At 61.4% G+C, this 15,340-nt stretch carries 16 protein-coding genes; all 16 read left to right on the top strand.

All coding sequences use genetic code 11. The annotated features are described in order from the left end of the window. The first annotated feature begins 3 nt into the window (after positions 1-3). The 16 genes from ACO6D5_RS02735 to ACO6D5_RS02660 all read left to right on the top strand — a co-directional run bounded on the left by ACO6D5_RS02735 (position 4) and on the right by ACO6D5_RS02660 (position 15,320). Positions 4-669, top strand: coding sequence for a lytic transglycosylase domain-containing protein (locus tag ACO6D5_RS02735; protein WP_152383458.1), 666 nt, complete (start codon positions 4-6; stop codon positions 667-669). A 109-nt stretch (positions 670-778) separates the two neighbouring features. Further along, positions 779-1,105: a TrbC/VirB2 family protein gene (locus tag ACO6D5_RS02730; RefSeq protein WP_152383457.1), complete on the top strand. Its 327-nt coding sequence runs from the start codon at positions 779-781 to the stop codon at positions 1,103-1,105. A 2-nt stretch (positions 1,106-1,107) separates the two neighbouring features. Beyond that, entirely contained in the window at positions 1,108-1,509 is a 402-nt protein-coding gene (locus tag ACO6D5_RS02725; RefSeq protein WP_082900587.1) for a VirB3 family type IV secretion system protein, read from the top strand. Further along, positions 1,506-3,965, top strand: a complete 2,460-nt coding sequence (locus tag ACO6D5_RS02720; protein WP_286895896.1) for a VirB4 family type IV secretion/conjugal transfer ATPase — start codon at positions 1,506-1,508, stop codon at positions 3,963-3,965. Before ACO6D5_RS02725 ends, ACO6D5_RS02720 begins: the two co-directional genes overlap by 4 nt. Before the next feature lie 2 nt (positions 3,966-3,967). Next, entirely contained in the window at positions 3,968-4,717 is a 750-nt protein-coding gene (virB5, locus tag ACO6D5_RS02715) for a P-type DNA transfer protein VirB5 (RefSeq protein ID WP_152383455.1), read from the top strand. Then, positions 4,717-5,607, top strand: coding sequence for a TrbL/VirB6 family protein (locus ACO6D5_RS02710; RefSeq protein WP_152383454.1), 891 nt, complete (start codon positions 4,717-4,719; stop codon positions 5,605-5,607). Before virB5 ends, ACO6D5_RS02710 begins: the two co-directional genes overlap by 1 nt. A 623-nt stretch (positions 5,608-6,230) precedes the next feature. After that, entirely contained in the window at positions 6,231-6,926 is a 696-nt protein-coding gene (locus tag ACO6D5_RS02705) for a VirB8 family type IV secretion system protein (protein ID WP_152383453.1), read from the top strand. A gap of 5 nt (positions 6,927-6,931) precedes the next feature. Further along, entirely contained in the window at positions 6,932-7,519 is a 588-nt protein-coding gene (locus tag ACO6D5_RS02700) for a hypothetical protein (RefSeq protein ID WP_152383452.1), read from the top strand. Beyond that, positions 7,516-8,334, top strand: coding sequence for a TrbG/VirB9 family P-type conjugative transfer protein (locus ACO6D5_RS02695; protein WP_152383451.1), 819 nt, complete (start codon positions 7,516-7,518; stop codon positions 8,332-8,334). The genes ACO6D5_RS02700 and ACO6D5_RS02695 overlap by 4 nt, the downstream gene beginning before the upstream one ends. Next, entirely contained in the window at positions 8,331-9,494 is a 1,164-nt protein-coding gene (gene virB10 / locus ACO6D5_RS02690) for a type IV secretion system protein VirB10 (RefSeq protein ID WP_152383450.1), read from the top strand. The genes ACO6D5_RS02695 and virB10 overlap by 4 nt, the downstream gene beginning before the upstream one ends. A gap of 118 nt (positions 9,495-9,612) precedes the next feature. Continuing rightward, complete coding sequence (gene virB11, locus ACO6D5_RS02685) at positions 9,613-10,632, top strand: P-type DNA transfer ATPase VirB11 (RefSeq protein ID WP_152383449.1); 1,020 nt, start codon at positions 9,613-9,615, stop codon at positions 10,630-10,632. 402 nt (positions 10,633-11,034) lie between these two features. After that, positions 11,035-11,715, top strand: a complete 681-nt coding sequence (locus ACO6D5_RS02680; protein WP_152383448.1) for a hypothetical protein — start codon at positions 11,035-11,037, stop codon at positions 11,713-11,715. Next, positions 11,699-12,172, top strand: coding sequence for a hypothetical protein (locus ACO6D5_RS02675; RefSeq protein ID WP_152383447.1), 474 nt, complete (start codon positions 11,699-11,701; stop codon positions 12,170-12,172). Before ACO6D5_RS02680 ends, ACO6D5_RS02675 begins: the two co-directional genes overlap by 17 nt. Before the next feature lie 172 nt (positions 12,173-12,344). Next, complete coding sequence (locus ACO6D5_RS02670) at positions 12,345-12,614, top strand: hypothetical protein (protein WP_152383446.1); 270 nt, start codon at positions 12,345-12,347, stop codon at positions 12,612-12,614. Between the two features lie 64 nt (positions 12,615-12,678). Beyond that, a complete protein-coding gene (locus ACO6D5_RS02665) occupies positions 12,679-13,668 on the top strand; it encodes a helix-turn-helix domain-containing protein (RefSeq protein ID WP_152383445.1) in 990 nt (329 codons plus the stop codon). A 734-nt stretch (positions 13,669-14,402) separates the two neighbouring features. Next, positions 14,403-15,320 carry a KfrB domain-containing protein gene (locus ACO6D5_RS02660; protein ID WP_152383444.1) on the top strand — a complete coding sequence of 306 codons (918 nt, stop codon included), beginning with the start codon at positions 14,403-14,405 and terminating at the stop codon, positions 15,318-15,320. The last annotated feature ends 20 nt before the right edge of the window (positions 15,321-15,340 follow it).

Below are 15,340 nucleotides of genomic sequence, written 5' to 3'. Positions count from 1 at the left end.
ACGATGGACTTTCCCACGCTCGCCCGGCAGTGCGCGCCTGACGTGCATATCAGTACGCTGAGCGCGGTAGTGCGGCACGAGTCTGCGTTCAATCCGCTTGCCATTGGCGTCAACGCCAAGCCGCATCGAAGCATCCGCCCCAAGTCCAAGGAGGAAGCTGTAGAAGCGGTGCGTGAGCTAATGGCCAAGGGGGTCGACTTCGATGTCGGCTACGGCCAGATCAACGTGCGCAACTGGAAGTGGCTGGGTGTCACGCCGGAGTCCATCTTTGACCCTTGCGTGAACCTGGCTTCTGCGCAGCGCGTACTCGTGAATTGCTACCAGCGCGCAGCCAAGCTGCATGGGCCTGGACAGAATGCGCTGTATGCGGCATTCAGTTGCTACAACACTGGCAACCTCACATCAGGTTTCACCAATGGCTATGTCGGCAAGGTTATCGCAGGCGCGGGCCTGGCCGTACCGGCAATCGTGAAGGACGCCGGCGCCATCGCCCACGCCGAACGCAAGGCAGGTAGTTCACCGCCACCCAAGCCATCCAAGCCAGACGCATTCCAAGCGCCCCGCAGAGATGCGTTCGGCACCCGGCGCAACGATGCCTTCACGCCGCAGACCGACGCGGTATTCGGGCGTCCAGTACCGACCTTGCCCACACGTCCGCCTACGCAGTAGCCACGTACCCCTCAACGTGTTTAGCCGCTAAACACCGGAATTTTCCCATCAGCCTCAACAAACGCCTCCCCGCCGACCGGCCGGAAGGCCACACCCATTGGAGTTTCACATGTTTGTCGCTTCCTCTTCCTCCCACATCAAAACGCCGTCCAAGAGCTGGCGCATGCTCACCGCACTGGCATATGCCACCCTGGCAGCGCTCCTCATGCTGCAACCTGAGCTGGCCATGGCTCAGCTCGAGAAGGCCACCAGTGCCACGCAAGCTCTGAAAGACTGGCTTTGGCTGATCATCCCGGTCATCGGCCTCATCTCTGCGGGCATCATCGGCATCCTTTACTCCTTCGACGTGATTCGCAAGGAGACCGCCTATCAGTGGGCGGTGGGTATGGTATTTGCCGGCGCGATCGCTGGCGGCATCATCAAGCTGCTCTTCTAAACATGGCCACCTCGCCTAAGCAGAAGGCAAAAGCCCCCGCCGCAGCCGCCCCAGTTGCGGTGGGGTCCGAAGTGCCGCCCAACCGCTTCCCTCTTTTCAAGGGAGCCACCCGCGTCGCCACCGTCCCGGGTGGAGTTCCGACGCGGGCGTTTGCGGCCCTGGTCTTCCTGACCGTCACGGCGGCGTCCTTCACCCTGTGGGGCTGGCTGCTCTTCCCTGCGCTCTATCCGATCATGGCCATTGTCAGCCGCAACGATGACCGGGCCTTCTGGATCTGGGAGCTTTGGTTGAAGACCAAGATCTTCGCCAAAAACAAGGGCTTTTGGGGAGCAGTTTCGCTCACACCCACGCCCTACAGTCCGCGGCGCCCATGGGCACGCGGGCGCGGAGTTCACGACCGATGAAACAACAATCCACCGTGACGCTGCCGGCGCATGAGCCACCGGTTAGCGAATACGTTCCCTATTCCCACCACGTCACCCCGACCATCGTCGCAACCCGCGACTGGGAGTACCTTTCAGTGTGGCGTATCGACGGCCGTACATTCCAGGGCTACAGCGAAGAGGAACACTATCGCTGGGTCGAGGAGCTGAACAACGTCTTCCGTGGCTTTCCGACTGGATTCGGGATCTGGTCGCACCTGGTCCGGCGCAAGGTCTTCGAGTACCCCGAGAGTGACTATCCGGACCAGTTCTCGCGAGATCATGACGCCGCGTACCGCAAGGTCTTTGCAGGCAAGCCGCCGATGATCAACGAGATGTACTTGACCGTGCTGATGCGGGCGCAGATTGATCCCGCGCTGCGATTGCTCTCGAACTTTGAGAAGCGCACCGCGCGCGCGGCGCTCGCCTGGCAGAACCAGGCCATCGAGCAGCTCGATGACGTCAACCGCAAGCTTCGCGGCTCGCTCAAGCGCTATTCGCCGGATCTCTTGTCCATCGTCGAACGCGAGTCGCCGCAAGACATAGGCGATGAGGAGGCTCCGCGCAGGATGTCGCGGTTCTCGGAGCCCGCGGAGTTCCTGGGCTATTTGCTCAACGGCAAGATGCAGCCCGTGCCGCTGGTCAATGCCCGGCTCTACAACTACCTGCCGACCAGCCGGCAGTTCTTCTCCACGCACGGTGAGCTGGGCGAGATGCGCGGGCCCGACTGGACACGCCGCTATGTGATGTTGGAATTGCGTGAATACCCCAACAACACCAGAGCTGGCCATCTGAACTGCCTGCTCAATCAGCCTCATGAGTTCGTCCTGTCGCAGTCATTCGGGGCAATGTCCAAGGCAGACGGTCTGAAAGCCCTATCGCGCCAGATCAAATGGCTGCAAGACTCGGGCGACTACTCGTCGTCACAGATCGCGGATCTGCACAAGGCGCGTGACGAGTTGGCCGCCGGCCGCTTCGTCATGGGGGATCATCACGCAACGATCCAAGTGTTCGGAGAGGACAACGAAAGCGCCCTTCGCGCGGCTGCAAACATCAGCGGCGCGCTGGCCGATGAGGAGATCATTGGAAAGCTGTGTGATCGCGCTTCCCTGGCGGCATGGGCCGCGCAGCTCCCAGGCAACTGGAAGTGGCGCCCTCGCCCGGCGCCCATCACCTCGCTCAACTTCCTGAGCTTCGCGTCCATGCACAACTACCTCTTCGGAAAGCCCGCGGGCAATCCTTGGGGTCCGGCCGTCACGATGCTCAAGACGACTGGGGGAACGCCCTATTACCTGAACTTTCACGCCTCGCTGGAGGACGTGGACGATACAGGCAAGCGTCGCCTTGGCAACACGTCCATCATCGGGCAGTCAGGCGCTGGCAAGACCGTTCTGTTAGGGCATCTGATCACCCAGGCACGCAAGTTCAATTACACGGGCGTCGTCTTCGACAAGGATCGCGGCATGCAAGTCACGGTCATGGCGATGGGCGGTAAGTATTTCCCGCTGCGCCTGGGCGTCAGAACCGGTTGGAACTACCTGCAGCTGCCGCCCACCGCCTCCAACGTCGCATTCATGGCGAGCATGACGCGGCAACTGGGCGCCAGGGGCGACGAGCCGCCCAGCAGTTCCGAGCAAAAGCAGATCGCCGAGGCAATCGACCACCTGGTCAGCCATATCGACTTGGGGGACCGGTGCCTTTCTACCCTGCTGCAGTTCTTGCCTTCGGCGCCGGCGCCAGATGGCCAGCTCAGCTTGAAGGACCGCCTCAAGCGCTGGTGTGCCGGAAGCGAGAACGGCTGGCTGTTCGACAACCCGAAGGACGAGCTTGACCTCGCAGTCACAGATCTCTTTGGCTTTGACCTGACGGAGTTTCTCGAACAAGGGCCGATCCGGGACGCGGCGATCACATATTTGCTTTATCGGACTGACCAGATGATGGACGGCCGACGTATCGCCCTGTTCTTTGACGAGGTGCAGCACCCGCTGAAAGTGCCGTACTTCCAAGCATCGATGCAGGACGCCAGCCGCACCGTTCGCAAGAAGAACGGCGTCCTGGTGTTCGCAACCCAGGAACCGGCGGCGATCTTGGAGAACCCGGTGGGGCGCTCGCTCATTCAGCAGTCGGCAACTGCCATGTTCCTCGAGAACCCCAAAGCAACCGCCGAGGAATATGTCGAGGGTTTCAAGTTGTCCCCGGCCGTCTTCAAGATGGTCAAGGAACTGCCGCCATTCAGCCGGCAGTTCGTCGTCAAGCAAAACGAGTCTGCCGTCACCGCCGAGCTGGACCTTTCTTCTTGCCCTGAAGCACTGCTGGTGTTCTCCGGTTCTGAAGACCTGGCCGAAATCGCCGAAGCGGCCGTCGCCACCCATGGCGACGATCCCGCGATCTGGCTGCCCCACTACCTCAAACGCGCCCAAGAGGCGACAAGGAGCTAAAAATGACCCAGAAGCACAACGGCAATACCCGCCTGCGCAGCCCCTGGCGCGCACGGGTCACCGCATGCCTGGCCGCCGTCCTTTTCTGCAACGCGCTGGCCCCTGTCCACGCGAGCGGAATCCCCGTGATTGACGGCGCCAGCCTCGCCGACCGCGCAATCAAGCATGTGGAGACGTTGGCCAAGTACGCCGAGCAGATCCAGGTTCTCAAGAGTCAGCTCGAAAGTCAGAAACGCCAACTCGAATCGCTCACGGGCACGCGCAACCTCGGCGACATCCTGAACAACCCGGCGATCCGCAATGCCCTGCCGGCGGACGCACGAGAGATCCTGCGGGCGTCCAGCGGCGGGCTGGGCGGTATCTCAGACGTCGTGGAGCGCATTGAGCGCGAGGAACGTCTGACCGGGAACTACGAGCAAGACAAGAAGAACCTCGATGCGCGCGCCGATAAACTCGCTATCCGCAGTCAGGCGATGATGGAGCAGACCCAGAAAGCCATGACCGCTCGCGTCAAACAGGTGGACCAGCTCCAGGCGCAGATCAACCAAACCCAGGATCCGAAGGCTATTGCCGACCTTCAGGCTCGTCTGTTGGTTGAGCAGGCCAACATCCAGGCCGACCAAACTCGGGCGGATATGCTGACCCGACAGATCGAGGCGGAGCAGGCACTGATGGAACAGCAGGCCGAGAAGCTCGCCGATAGTTCCTTTAGCCTCAGCGCAATTCGGGCGCCGCTTCCGGGAGCGCGGTAATGGCCACCACCGGGGTTAGCCTTGTCAGTCTCGGTGGCATCGCGAACTGGATCGATCAGTCAGTAACCACGATGCTGACAAATGTCGTCACGCCAATGGTCGCATCCGTCACGGCGAAAATCTTGCCGTTTGTCTCGGTCGGCCTTTCGATCTCACTGATCTGGTACGGGTGGCTAATCTGCTCCGGGGCAATTCAAACCCCGGTACTCCACGCTTTGCGACGTGTCGTCAACATTGTGCTCATTGTGGGCATAGCCGGTGCCAATGGCTTTTATCAGCAAAGGATCGTCACCGTGATGCTGGACTTACCCACGTCGGTCGCACAGCTCTTTACCGGCACCGTCAAGACTCCTTCAGAGATGATGGACGATGCCGCAAACAATGGCGCGGAGATCGGCACGAGGCTGCAGGAGCGCGCACCCAGCGGCATCAGAAAGATCGCACAAGCGTTCGTATTTGTCGTCGTGTCGGTCATCATTACGATCATCTCTGCCGTAATGAGCGCGATCGGCATGCTAGTACTTATCACCGTAAAAGTCGGGATGGGCTTAGTCGTCGTGTTGGGGCCACTCTGCATACTGGCTCTGCTGTTCGATGTGACCCGGGATTTCTTTACTACCTGGCTGCGTCAAGCCTTGTTCTATGCAATCTATGCTGGCCTATTTATGGTCGTATTCATGTTCATCATGGGCATGTTCGGCATGCTGCAGCAAGGGCTGTTAGACCTCACAGCAGCGGATCAGATAAACATCTTTTCCATGCTCACAGCCATCGTCTTTTTCATGATGTGTTCCAAATACATGCTTGAACAGGTCTCCACCGTGGCGGCAAAGATTACGGGCGGAGAAGGGGGGGGTATTTCGGTTCCTTTCCTGGGTAGGATCGGCTAACATTGATCCAAACCTACTGCAAGTCATCATCTCGATTTCAAGACAATTTGTGGGAGAACTGATGGCCCCGATTACGCCCCTGGGCAAACCTCTTTCGAGGGCTCCGCTTGTGAGCCAGGATGTGCCCCTATCTCCGTCCCTTCAGACGGGAGCCGAACAACCGATCTCGGCCTTCCAGTGGGTGAGCTTGGCACGCGCGAGCTGGACGTGGATTCTGCGGCCGATTTGGTATCTCTGCTTCAAATGGCCGACGCAGCTATTTATAGCGGGCACAGCGACTACCCAACGCTCGAGCGATGTTGGACGCGCGCCTTGGCAGAAAAGGCACTCCCAACAGCAACATAATGAAATGACCCGTTCGATGGTTCGGAACATGAGTCAGGATCGCTAGCGCGGTCAAAGCAATATCAACGGCGCCACTGCCGGTTTCTCACAGGGCACAGCAATCGCTGTGCCCTTCTCTTTGAGCTGCGCATTAGCCAGCCTCCTCTGATTTAAATCCCCTCATCTCCTCGGAGAATCGATGAAGCACGCCATATTGGCCGCGCTCGCCGCGGCTCGCCCTTTCACGTCCGTACGAAACGTGCGGCCCTTCCACCTCGTCGGGCAAAGGGAGGAAGGTCATGTCCTCTGAAGATCCCAAGCTCTCACTGCAGCAAGAACTGGATCGCAACCGTGGCCTGGACCGAGACCTTCTTACGGAATTCAGCGTGTCCAGGGCCAAAGCTTGGCGAGTGGCAACAGCCTTCTTTGTGCTGGCGGCACTCGCTGTCGGTGCGCTGACCGCCCTCCTGCTGAGCTACACGCCCCAACCGCCCTACGTTGTGCGTGTCAATGACGCGACCGGCGAGGTCGAGAACGTATCTCAGGTTGGTGATGCACGGGAAGACTACGGCCCCCGGCTCGCCCGTTACTTCGTCACTCAGTACGTGCTTTCCTGCGAAGGCTACGACTGGCGAACCCTGCAGAACATGTACGACCGCTGCGGGTTGTTCAGCTCCCCTGACGTGCAGAAGCAGTACCACTCGAAGTTCGAGGATGACTCGAGAACGGGCCGGGAAGCCCTGGACAAAAAGTATGGCGAGCACACGCGCCTGGCGATCAGCGTCCGCTCGATCACCCCCGGCCCCAACCAGACCGCCACGGTTCGCTTTACCCGAAGCGAGATCGGCCCCAATCGGGCGCCGAATTCTGAGCAGTTCATCGCCACCCTCGCTTATCGGTTCGTCAATACGCCCATGTCGGAAAGCGTGATCCGTGACAACCCGTTGGGCTTTCAAGTCATTTCCTACTCGACCGCTGTCGAAACGCTGAGGTAATCGTCATGCAAAAAGCACAAATCAACGAACTCGCCCGCCGCCTCGAAGATGTGGGCCGCATGGACAACGCACAGCGCACTGCCCTGCTGCGCGACATTGAGCGCTATGCAAAGAGCGACCTTTACGGCGCCGCCCGCTTGTGCAAGGACCATCTCCAAAAGGATGCGAACCTGCGCCTGCCTACCGCTGTGATGGCCGCTGACCGCATCGGCAAGCACTTCGAAGAGCGGATCCGCGAAGCGCGCCGTCCGGTGGAACTGTACGGGGAACAGGACCGACAAATCCGCCAACCGGAAGACGGTCGCGAGTACAAAGGTCCGATCGTTGGGACGACTCCCAACTGCCTGATTCAGCGTGACAACGAGACAGGCGACCTCATCGTCCACGCACGCAACACGCTGAATCGTTCCTTCGAGATGACCGGCAACGAAGAAGCCCTCGCGATCAGCTATCCGTTCAAGGCCGTCGGAGGCGTCGGCCTGGTGCGCGACGCTGACCATGGTAAGCAGGCCGAGCTGGGCGTCGAGCATCAGCACTCGCACCACCAGGTCCGCCAACGCGAGAGCAACCTCGAGATGGGGCACGCCCGATGAACATCCGCTTCAGGCCTTTGGCCTTGGCGGTGCTGACGGCCGCGCTATGCGCGGTCGCAGCGCCGGCCTGGTCGCTTGACCGCCCTGCAGCTTCGCCCAAGGATCAACGCATCCGCTGGACGGACTATGACGCCGCAGACGTCATTCAGGTCGACACGACGCTGGGTGTCGCAACGCAGATCCAGCTGAACGACGATGAGGACTATGTGACTCATGCTTTCGGTGATTCGGCCGCGTATGACTTTCAGCAGATCGGCAAGCACCTCCTGCTCAAACCTATCGTCGAGCAGGCCGACACGAACCTCCTTTACATCACGACCAAGCGCAACTACTCGTTCCTCCTGAAGTATGAAAAGGCCCGAAAGAGCGGTGGTGTCTTTCGCGTGGTGCTGCGCTACCCCGAGCTTGAGCAGGCAAAGTCGGCCGCCCAGGAAGAGCGTGAGCGCGTTCAGCGCGACCTGGCCACGGCGGACGTCGCCATCAACTGGCAGGCTTACTCGATGAGCGGCGACATCAGCTTGGCACCCAGTGCCGCCTGGGATGACGGTGCGCAGACCTGGCTTCGTTTCGCGCCTGGCCAGGATCTGCCAGCCATTTACTTCGTCGACGCCGACGGCCAGGAGGTCATTGTGAACCGCCATATGGAAGACGAACAAACCGTGGTACTCCATCGCGTCGCCAAACGGTGGCACTTGCGAATTGGCAACCAGGTTCTGGCCGTTCACAACGATGGCCCGCCTGTCGCACGCAGCTTGGCCACCGGGACTGTGTCCCCGCAAGTCGAACGCGTCCTTCGTGAGGAGCCAGCGCCATGAAGTTCTTCAAAAGGCGAAAAAGACCCGGTCAAACCATTGACGCCGTGGCGGAGATCGAGGAGCACCAGGCACAGATACAGGGCCGCGGCCGGCCCGATTTGTCCGGCACGGCCAAGCCGATGCAACAGGGCGCAAAAGCGTTCATGTTTCTGATGATCCTGATTGCTCTGATGGCTATCGGCGTAACGGGATGGCGCGCATTTAACTCGCCCGCTGCAGAGGAGGCCGCGCCCGCCGTGCAGGCGAGAATCGAGAACGTGCTTCCCGGCCTGAAGCTCAGACCCGAACCTCCTCCGCCGCCACCTCCGATGCCTGATTCGCCTCTGGCTACGCCTATAGTGCCTGCTCCAATGCAGGCGGAGCAGAAGGGCGCAGTGCCTGACCTTGCACAGGCCGTGACGGTAGACGCAGTCACCCAGCGGCGCTTGGCCAGCGGCCTTCGTGGCACCAAGGGACAAGAAGGCCAGTCTTCCGGGCAGTCCAGCTCTTCCCCTCCGCCAGCACGCGAAGTCGACAGCGGGCCGATGGCCAGCAAACTCACCCCTATGAAGCTCTCGGCATCGCGAGCAGGTTTGATCGGCAACCGAGACATGTTGATCACGCAGGGCTCGATGATCGACTGCGTCCAGGAAACCAAGCTCGTCACTGCGCAGGCAGGCATGCTGAGCTGCTACGCGCCTCACGATATCCGCTCGACCAGCGGTCGCGTGGTCCTGATCGACAAAGGATCCCGGTTCATCGGCTATCAGCAAGGCGTGCTGGCCCAGGGCCAGCCGCGCGTGGGCGTCGTATGGTCGCGGCTGGAAACGCCCAAGGGTGTTGTCATCCACCTGGATTCGCCTGGCACCGGCCCCTTGGGTGAGGCAGGCCTGGACGGCTTCATCGACACGCACTTCGCTGAGCGGTTCGGCGGTGCCATCCTGGTCAGCTTGATCAGCGATCTGGGCACGTGGGCTACCTCACGTGGCAGCAGCGACAACGGGCAAGTGCAATTCAACACGACGGGCGACGCGGCTACCAACGCGGTTACCACGGTGCTGGATAACACCATCAACATTCCGCCGACGCTATACCGCAACCAGGGAGGCCGGTTGGGGATCTATGTCGCTCGCGACCTGGACTTCAGTTCTGTTTACACGCTCCGGTCCGTCCCGCGGTAGCAGCGCAGTCGCCGGCACTGCCAATGCTGCGAAGCTGACCGAAGCTTCCAACGCATCCTCCGTTAGGCCTGCCTGACCTTCGGGTCTCGGCGGGCCAGACGCATTAATTGGATTCCCTATGAAAGACTCCTCCGGTGCACCGCCCGTCGACTCGGGCGGGCGCGACACAGCGTTGCGCCAGATGATGCGTCCCATCTCTGGCTACATGGCCGACGACGCTGTCCGCGAGATCACCATCACCCGGCCTGGCGTTATCTTTACGCGCTCTCAAGGGCGATGGCATGAGCGCCACGATCCGAAGCTGACCTTCAGCTTTCTGGAAGCGTTGGTGAGCGCCATGGCCAGCTACAACAACGTCAACTTCACGCCAATCATGTCGCTGCTGCTGCCGGACGGGGAGCGCGCTCAGGTTGCCCAGCCGCCTGCGGTGATCGACGGCGCACTCTCGATCAACATTCGCAAGCACAGCAGTGTCGTGAAGACGCTGGACGAGCTGGCCGCAGAAGGGGCCTTCGCCAACTGGGTCAATGTGAGTGGTCTGACGGGACACCTCGACAACCTGACCGACAACGACAAGGAATTGCTCGACCTTCTGACAGCGAGGGATATGTTGCAGTTTCTGCGACGCGCAGTCCTTCAATGCCGCAACATCATTGTCGCGGGCAAGACCGGCTCAGGAAAGACGACGTTCGCGCGCAGCCTCATCGACTGCGTGCCCTCCCTCGAACGCCTCTTGACCATCGAAGACGTGCACGAGCTCTTCCTGCCTAACCATCCCAATCGCGTGCACATGATCTACGGCAAAGGTGCGGGCCGAATGTCGGCGACAGAGTGCATCGAGGCCGCCATGCGCAGCTCGCCCGATCGGATATTCCTGTCCGAGCTGCGCGGCCCGGAAGCGTGGGACTACCTGAACGCTCTGAATACTGGCCACCCTGGATCTGTCACGACCACGCACGCCAACAGTGCGCCCGATTCGTTTGAACGCGTCGCGCTCCTCGTCAAGCAGTCCACGGCCGGCAATCAGATGGATCTCGACACCATTCGGCGCTACCTGTTTTCCACGCTGGATATCTCGCTGTACTTCGCCGACTACAAGCTGACGCAGGTGTATTTCAACCCTGGGCGGGTGCTATGAACAAACGCATAGACGTCGAAATCCCGTTCAGAGCGCCGGTGGGGCAGCCGGGTGTTCTACGGCTCCAGCACGAGTGCGGCAAAGGCCAAACCGCACTTCTAGCCATGGATGGCTGTGGCATGCCTGGCGCGCCGACTGCGTCCGCCTCACTTACCACTGCCGACATGCACCAGCTTGTGGATGGCTTGATGGACGCGATCTACGCAATCGAGCGGCAAGAGCGGCTGTGAGTTTAAAACTTGCGTTCGGCTCATGCGTGTAAGTAGCTCTCGCTGGCGCGAGTAGCCCGTTTGCAGGTCACGTGGCGCCCTGGACGCAGCCACAGGTGCTTTGCACCGTCGCTTCCTGGTTCAACCCTCTTCTTCACCTGGCGAGCGCTTCGCTCGCAGCCGAGTAAAATCCATGATTAAAGAACTCGATCTTTCACTTCCGTTCCGGTTCACCGTTATTGCGTTTTGTCTGCTGCTTGTTTTCGTCATTGGTATGGCGAGCGGCATGCAGATGCCTGTTTTCGGGATATCTGCCGGGGTAGTCGCCGCCATGATGTACGTCACGGCGGTGAGTTACGACCGCCGTCTGAAGGCACGCGTCACCCAGCCGCGGCCCATCGTCTGGAAGGTCACTGTGAACGGGATATCGGTCGGGACAATGGCCGACAGGCATTACGCCGCTATTCAGCGCAGCGTTCTCCGTAATAGCGGTGTCGCCGTCGAGCAACTTATGTCCTCTTCGAAGTGGTCGGCCGCCCTCGCTGCGAAGATGTTGCTCATCTGGCCCCTAGTTCTCTTCTGGCTACTGGCACTTCTTGCAATGGCCTTTCCCAATGAAGCGGTACCTATGCTGCAGGAGCTATCGGCGGAGTGGCACGCACGCGCATGGGGCAGCGCAACGCTGACGAATATTGTCGGCATCACCGGCGCGATTTCCATTTTCTTGGCATACCTTTCCATGCCGCCGCGTGTGCGCTCTCGCTACAAGCAGGCCACCGACGCCTTGCTACGCCTGCACTTCAACACGGCCGCCGACGGTGACGTGCAAGTTCATCGGCTTCCGGCCTATACAAACCATGCAAGCCGTACTTGAGCATATGCGCAGCGCCTTTCGCCGGAGGATGCAAGCACGCCTCTTCAAAGGATCGTTGCGGCCACACACCGAAGCGCTAGCGCTCGATGTCATCGATCCGCGCGTCCGTGCACTGGTTGCGGCGTTCAACGTCGACGGCGTCGTCTCATCAGTAAGCAGCTGCGAAGGACATCGGCTGTGGCGCCTGCCGACGCGTCGGACGCCCTTCGTTATGTTCCGTACGGATGTCGCTCGGTCCGCGCGCCTCGCGGGTAGGATCCTGCTTGATTATGGGCAGGCGTGCGAGCTGCAGCACTATTGGGCCATCGACGCAATGTTCGATGCCAACGGCGAGCTCGTCTTCCATCTTCACTGCCCGGACTCCCGATTCCAACGCCAAAAGGTGGACGCCGACTTTATGCTCCTCGCGCATTGGGCTCGAGACGTCTTTCAAGGCCACCCCGCCCAGCAAGCCTGAAGTCCCGGCCGAGCTCGAGGCGCCATCCGAGCGAGCGCGCCAGCGAAGGCGGCCAGCGCGCACTCTGTCCTCTCTGTTTCGTAATCCCAGCGCGCCCGGCCAAGTCCGGGCTTGCGCTGCCGTCGGCGGACCATTCACACCGCCCCGACGCCAATTTCACCCGGAGACTTCCATGACCCGAGCGAACCGCAAACGCGGCGCGCAGGAAGCACGCACCCGCATGGCCTACAAGATCATGCAAAGCGTCTTCGACCGCTGCCGCGCCGAAGGCCTCAGCGCCGAACAAACCCACCAGGCCATCAAGGACGCGTACCCCTGGGGCGAGCGCCGTGCCTGGCCCTACAAAGCGTGGCTGATGGCCCGCCGCGAGTTCTACGAAGCACACGGCCTGCCCCTGCGTGCACGTCGTTCCATTGCTGAATCTCTGGAGGCTGACTCGTGATCGGCAAGCTGTACCCGCACCATCCATTACCCGGCAAAACCTCGAAGCAACGCAAGGGACGAACATGAGCGTCGAAGCATCCAAATGGGCCAGAATGGCCGACGTCCAGAAATCCTCATCCAAGCTCGTGTTGCTCAACTTGGCGCAGCTCGTCCGGTACGATGCCGAGCATTGGACCGTTTTCGCATCAATCGACTACCTGGCCAAGGTCACGCATCTGAATCGCAAGACGGTCATCGAGGCGCTTGGTCGGCTTCGCGAACTGGGCGCGATACAGGACACCGGGCGGCGTGCGGGCGACAATCGCAGCAGCATCATCTATCGCTTGTGCCCGAATGCGGTCCCGCTGATCGATCTAGCGGCCACCGGTGCTGTCGCCGGCGGCGAGGCTCAGGCGGCGCAGCAAGACTTGGGCCTGCAGGACGAGGGAGACGATGCCCCCGCGGCCGCGCCGCCAGTCGACAACCCGCCACCGTTGGACCAACGGCAGCCGGGCGATCGGGATGGAGCCGGTATTGACGGCATGTCCGAGGGGTTGCCCAGAGAGGGCGTCATGACCTCAGCAGGCGACTCCAGCCCCACCCACGACAGTTCTCGGAATTCCGCTCCCGCGACGTATGCAGCCACCGGCAAGGCGGCGAAGGGCTCCCGGAAAAAAGGCCGAAGGCGCCAGCCCGAAGCGCGCGGTGCCGGCGCCGGTGCCACCAGGCTCCCGGTGACCTGGACACTGCCGGAGCGATGGCGAAGCTGGACGCAGGAACAGCGGCCGCTCTGGACGCACGAGAAGATCGACGCCATGGCCGCCACATTCAGCGCCTACATGAGATCCAGGCCCGGCGAGCTGGGCACGTCGCCCGATTGGTTCGAGTCGTGGCGGCTTTGGGTTTTCCGAGAGCGCGAGCCCGGCGAAGCCGCCGGCGCGGCGTGGCAGAACAGTTGGACCGGCATCGTGGCCACGGGCAAGAAGCTGGGCGTGGAACAGGCCCCGAACGAGCCACCTCCCCATTTCAAGGCGCGCGTGTTCCAGGCCGCTGGGCTCGTGCCGTCCCATTAGAAATTGTCCACAGCCTGGCCCAGTATCGGGACCAGTCCCAATTTTGGGCCTAGCCCGAAAAGTACTTTTTGCCCGTCCCAGTTTCTGCTTTCGCCAGTACCGAAAACGGCTTTTTGCCAGTACCGAAAACGGTACCCAATAGGTATATATAGGTTTTATAGGTTTTAGAGAGAGTCGCGCGCGAGGCGCTGGCTCATCGCGAACGCCGATCCGCCTACCCTCCGATCGCTGCGCTCCCTCCGCCCCGACGCCTGCGGCGCCGGCCTGAACCCATAGCTTCAGTCCCCCTCTCCGCCGGCGCGATGCGCCGCCAGGCGGGGGAAAGGCAGCCCCCCAGGGCGTTGCGGGCCGCTGGCCTCGCCCCGCCCTTAGCGCCACGACCTGTCTGCCGAACGCCTCCAATGCCGCGCCACCGCTGCTGACCTCCATGGCTGCGCTGCCTGCATACCCCAGAAAAAGGTCCGTCCCCTTCCCGGCGGGCATCCCGCCGGGTGGGGATCGGAAGGCCCCAAAAGCGCGGGGGCTGCTGCCCCCCTGGCCGGCCGCCTAGCGGCGTCCGCGCTTCCGACCCCCCGGGGAACCGCAACGGTTCCCCCGCGCCCGCCCACGGGCGCGGCTCCCCCTCCTTCAACCCCGGTTCTGCAGCACGAGGGGCGCCACCGCTCACGTCAACTCAACCGCACGCCGGTGCTCAGCCTGGAGCGCTACGCACCTTCACCTCACGAGGAAATCTCATGAAAATCTCCGACCTGAAAGCCAAATTCCAAGCGTTGTTTCGCTCCGCCCAACCCGATCGCGCGCCCGTTTCGAACGGCCCGCGAGCTCTTTCCGCCGACGGCGAACGCAAGCCGGTCGACATCTCCATCGTCAGCACCGGCGAGCGATTCGTTCACGTGCCCTCAACGCCTCAACCTGGCGAAGTCAGCCACGCAGCCGATCAGATGGACGTAGACCCCGCCGATTCCTATGAGCAACATCTCTCTGCGCTCGAGCGCGAAGCCGAAGCGAAGCTACGGCTATGGGACGGAAAGTCGGTAAGCGATATCGACGCAGGCGTTTTCGATGACTTCCGAAATCTCGAAGACCACCCGGTCATGCGAGAAACCGTGCCCACGCCGGTGGTTCGGAAAGACTTCTTAAACCCGTCGCCGCTAGACGAGAACGCGGTCGAGAAGGTCACCTTACTGGCGGTCGACACGCAAGGCCAAGCGCTTCTCAAGACACAACTATGGCACCACGTGAGCGACTTCGAACAAACCACCTACGACATCATGCCTATAGCGGAGGCCATTGATGAGCTGCAGCGACACGGCGCCAGCGAGGATTTGACGCTCGTGATTGGCGAAACTCTGTGGCGTGGTTCGACACCGGCCGAAGTGAAACCGGCTGAAGTCGGCGCGACGTATCGGGGTGCCATTCTTGATGTGCAGGGCAGCAAGGTTTATCAGCTCGTGTCGAACGGCACTGCCATCTCGCACGACGCAGGCAGGATGAGCGTACCCGATCCGCTTCGATTCGTAGGCAGAGAGGTGGACATCAGCTACCCGTGCGGCAAAGTTGGCCTGGTGCGCGAGGTGGAATCCCTCGCGCTCGAAGCCACCGCGTGGCAGAAGGCAGGTGCGGAGAAAATTTCGGCCGCCCTCGAGCGGTAACCCGGCGTCCGCGCAACTCA

This window comes from Achromobacter sp. (genome assembly GCF_057314935.1).
This window is presented reverse-complemented; position numbering and strand designations above follow the sequence as displayed.

Bases quoted from the DNA above. Each gene is read 5' to 3' on its own strand.
- ACO6D5_RS02710 (WP_152383454.1), top strand. From the start codon at position 4,717: ATGGCCACCACCGGGGTTAGCCTTGTCAGTCTCGGTGGCATCGCGAAC.
- virB10 (WP_152383450.1), top strand. From the start codon at position 8,331: ATGAAGTTCTTCAAAAGGCGAAAAAGACCCGGTCAAACCATTGACGCC.
- ACO6D5_RS02735 (WP_152383458.1), top strand. From the start codon at position 4: ATGGACTTTCCCACGCTCGCCCGGCAGTGCGCGCCTGACGTGCATATC.
- ACO6D5_RS02725 (WP_082900587.1), top strand. From the start codon at position 1,108: ATGGCCACCTCGCCTAAGCAGAAGGCAAAAGCCCCCGCCGCAGCCGCC.
- ACO6D5_RS02675 (WP_152383447.1), top strand. From the start codon at position 11,699: ATGCAAGCCGTACTTGAGCATATGCGCAGCGCCTTTCGCCGGAGGATG.
- ACO6D5_RS02680 (WP_152383448.1), top strand. From the start codon at position 11,035: ATGATTAAAGAACTCGATCTTTCACTTCCGTTCCGGTTCACCGTTATT.
- virB5 (WP_152383455.1), top strand. From the start codon at position 3,968: ATGACCCAGAAGCACAACGGCAATACCCGCCTGCGCAGCCCCTGGCGC.
- ACO6D5_RS02670 (WP_152383446.1), top strand. From the start codon at position 12,345: ATGACCCGAGCGAACCGCAAACGCGGCGCGCAGGAAGCACGCACCCGC.
- virB11 (WP_152383449.1), top strand. From the start codon at position 9,613: ATGAAAGACTCCTCCGGTGCACCGCCCGTCGACTCGGGCGGGCGCGAC.
- ACO6D5_RS02720 (WP_286895896.1), top strand. From the start codon at position 1,506: ATGAAACAACAATCCACCGTGACGCTGCCGGCGCATGAGCCACCGGTT.
- ACO6D5_RS02730 (WP_152383457.1), top strand. From the start codon at position 779: ATGTTTGTCGCTTCCTCTTCCTCCCACATCAAAACGCCGTCCAAGAGC.
- ACO6D5_RS02695 (WP_152383451.1), top strand. From the start codon at position 7,516: ATGAACATCCGCTTCAGGCCTTTGGCCTTGGCGGTGCTGACGGCCGCG.
- ACO6D5_RS02705 (WP_152383453.1), top strand. From the start codon at position 6,231: ATGTCCTCTGAAGATCCCAAGCTCTCACTGCAGCAAGAACTGGATCGC.
- ACO6D5_RS02665 (WP_152383445.1), top strand. From the start codon at position 12,679: ATGAGCGTCGAAGCATCCAAATGGGCCAGAATGGCCGACGTCCAGAAA.
- ACO6D5_RS02700 (WP_152383452.1), top strand. From the start codon at position 6,932: ATGCAAAAAGCACAAATCAACGAACTCGCCCGCCGCCTCGAAGATGTG.
- ACO6D5_RS02660 (WP_152383444.1), top strand. From the start codon at position 14,403: ATGAAAATCTCCGACCTGAAAGCCAAATTCCAAGCGTTGTTTCGCTCC.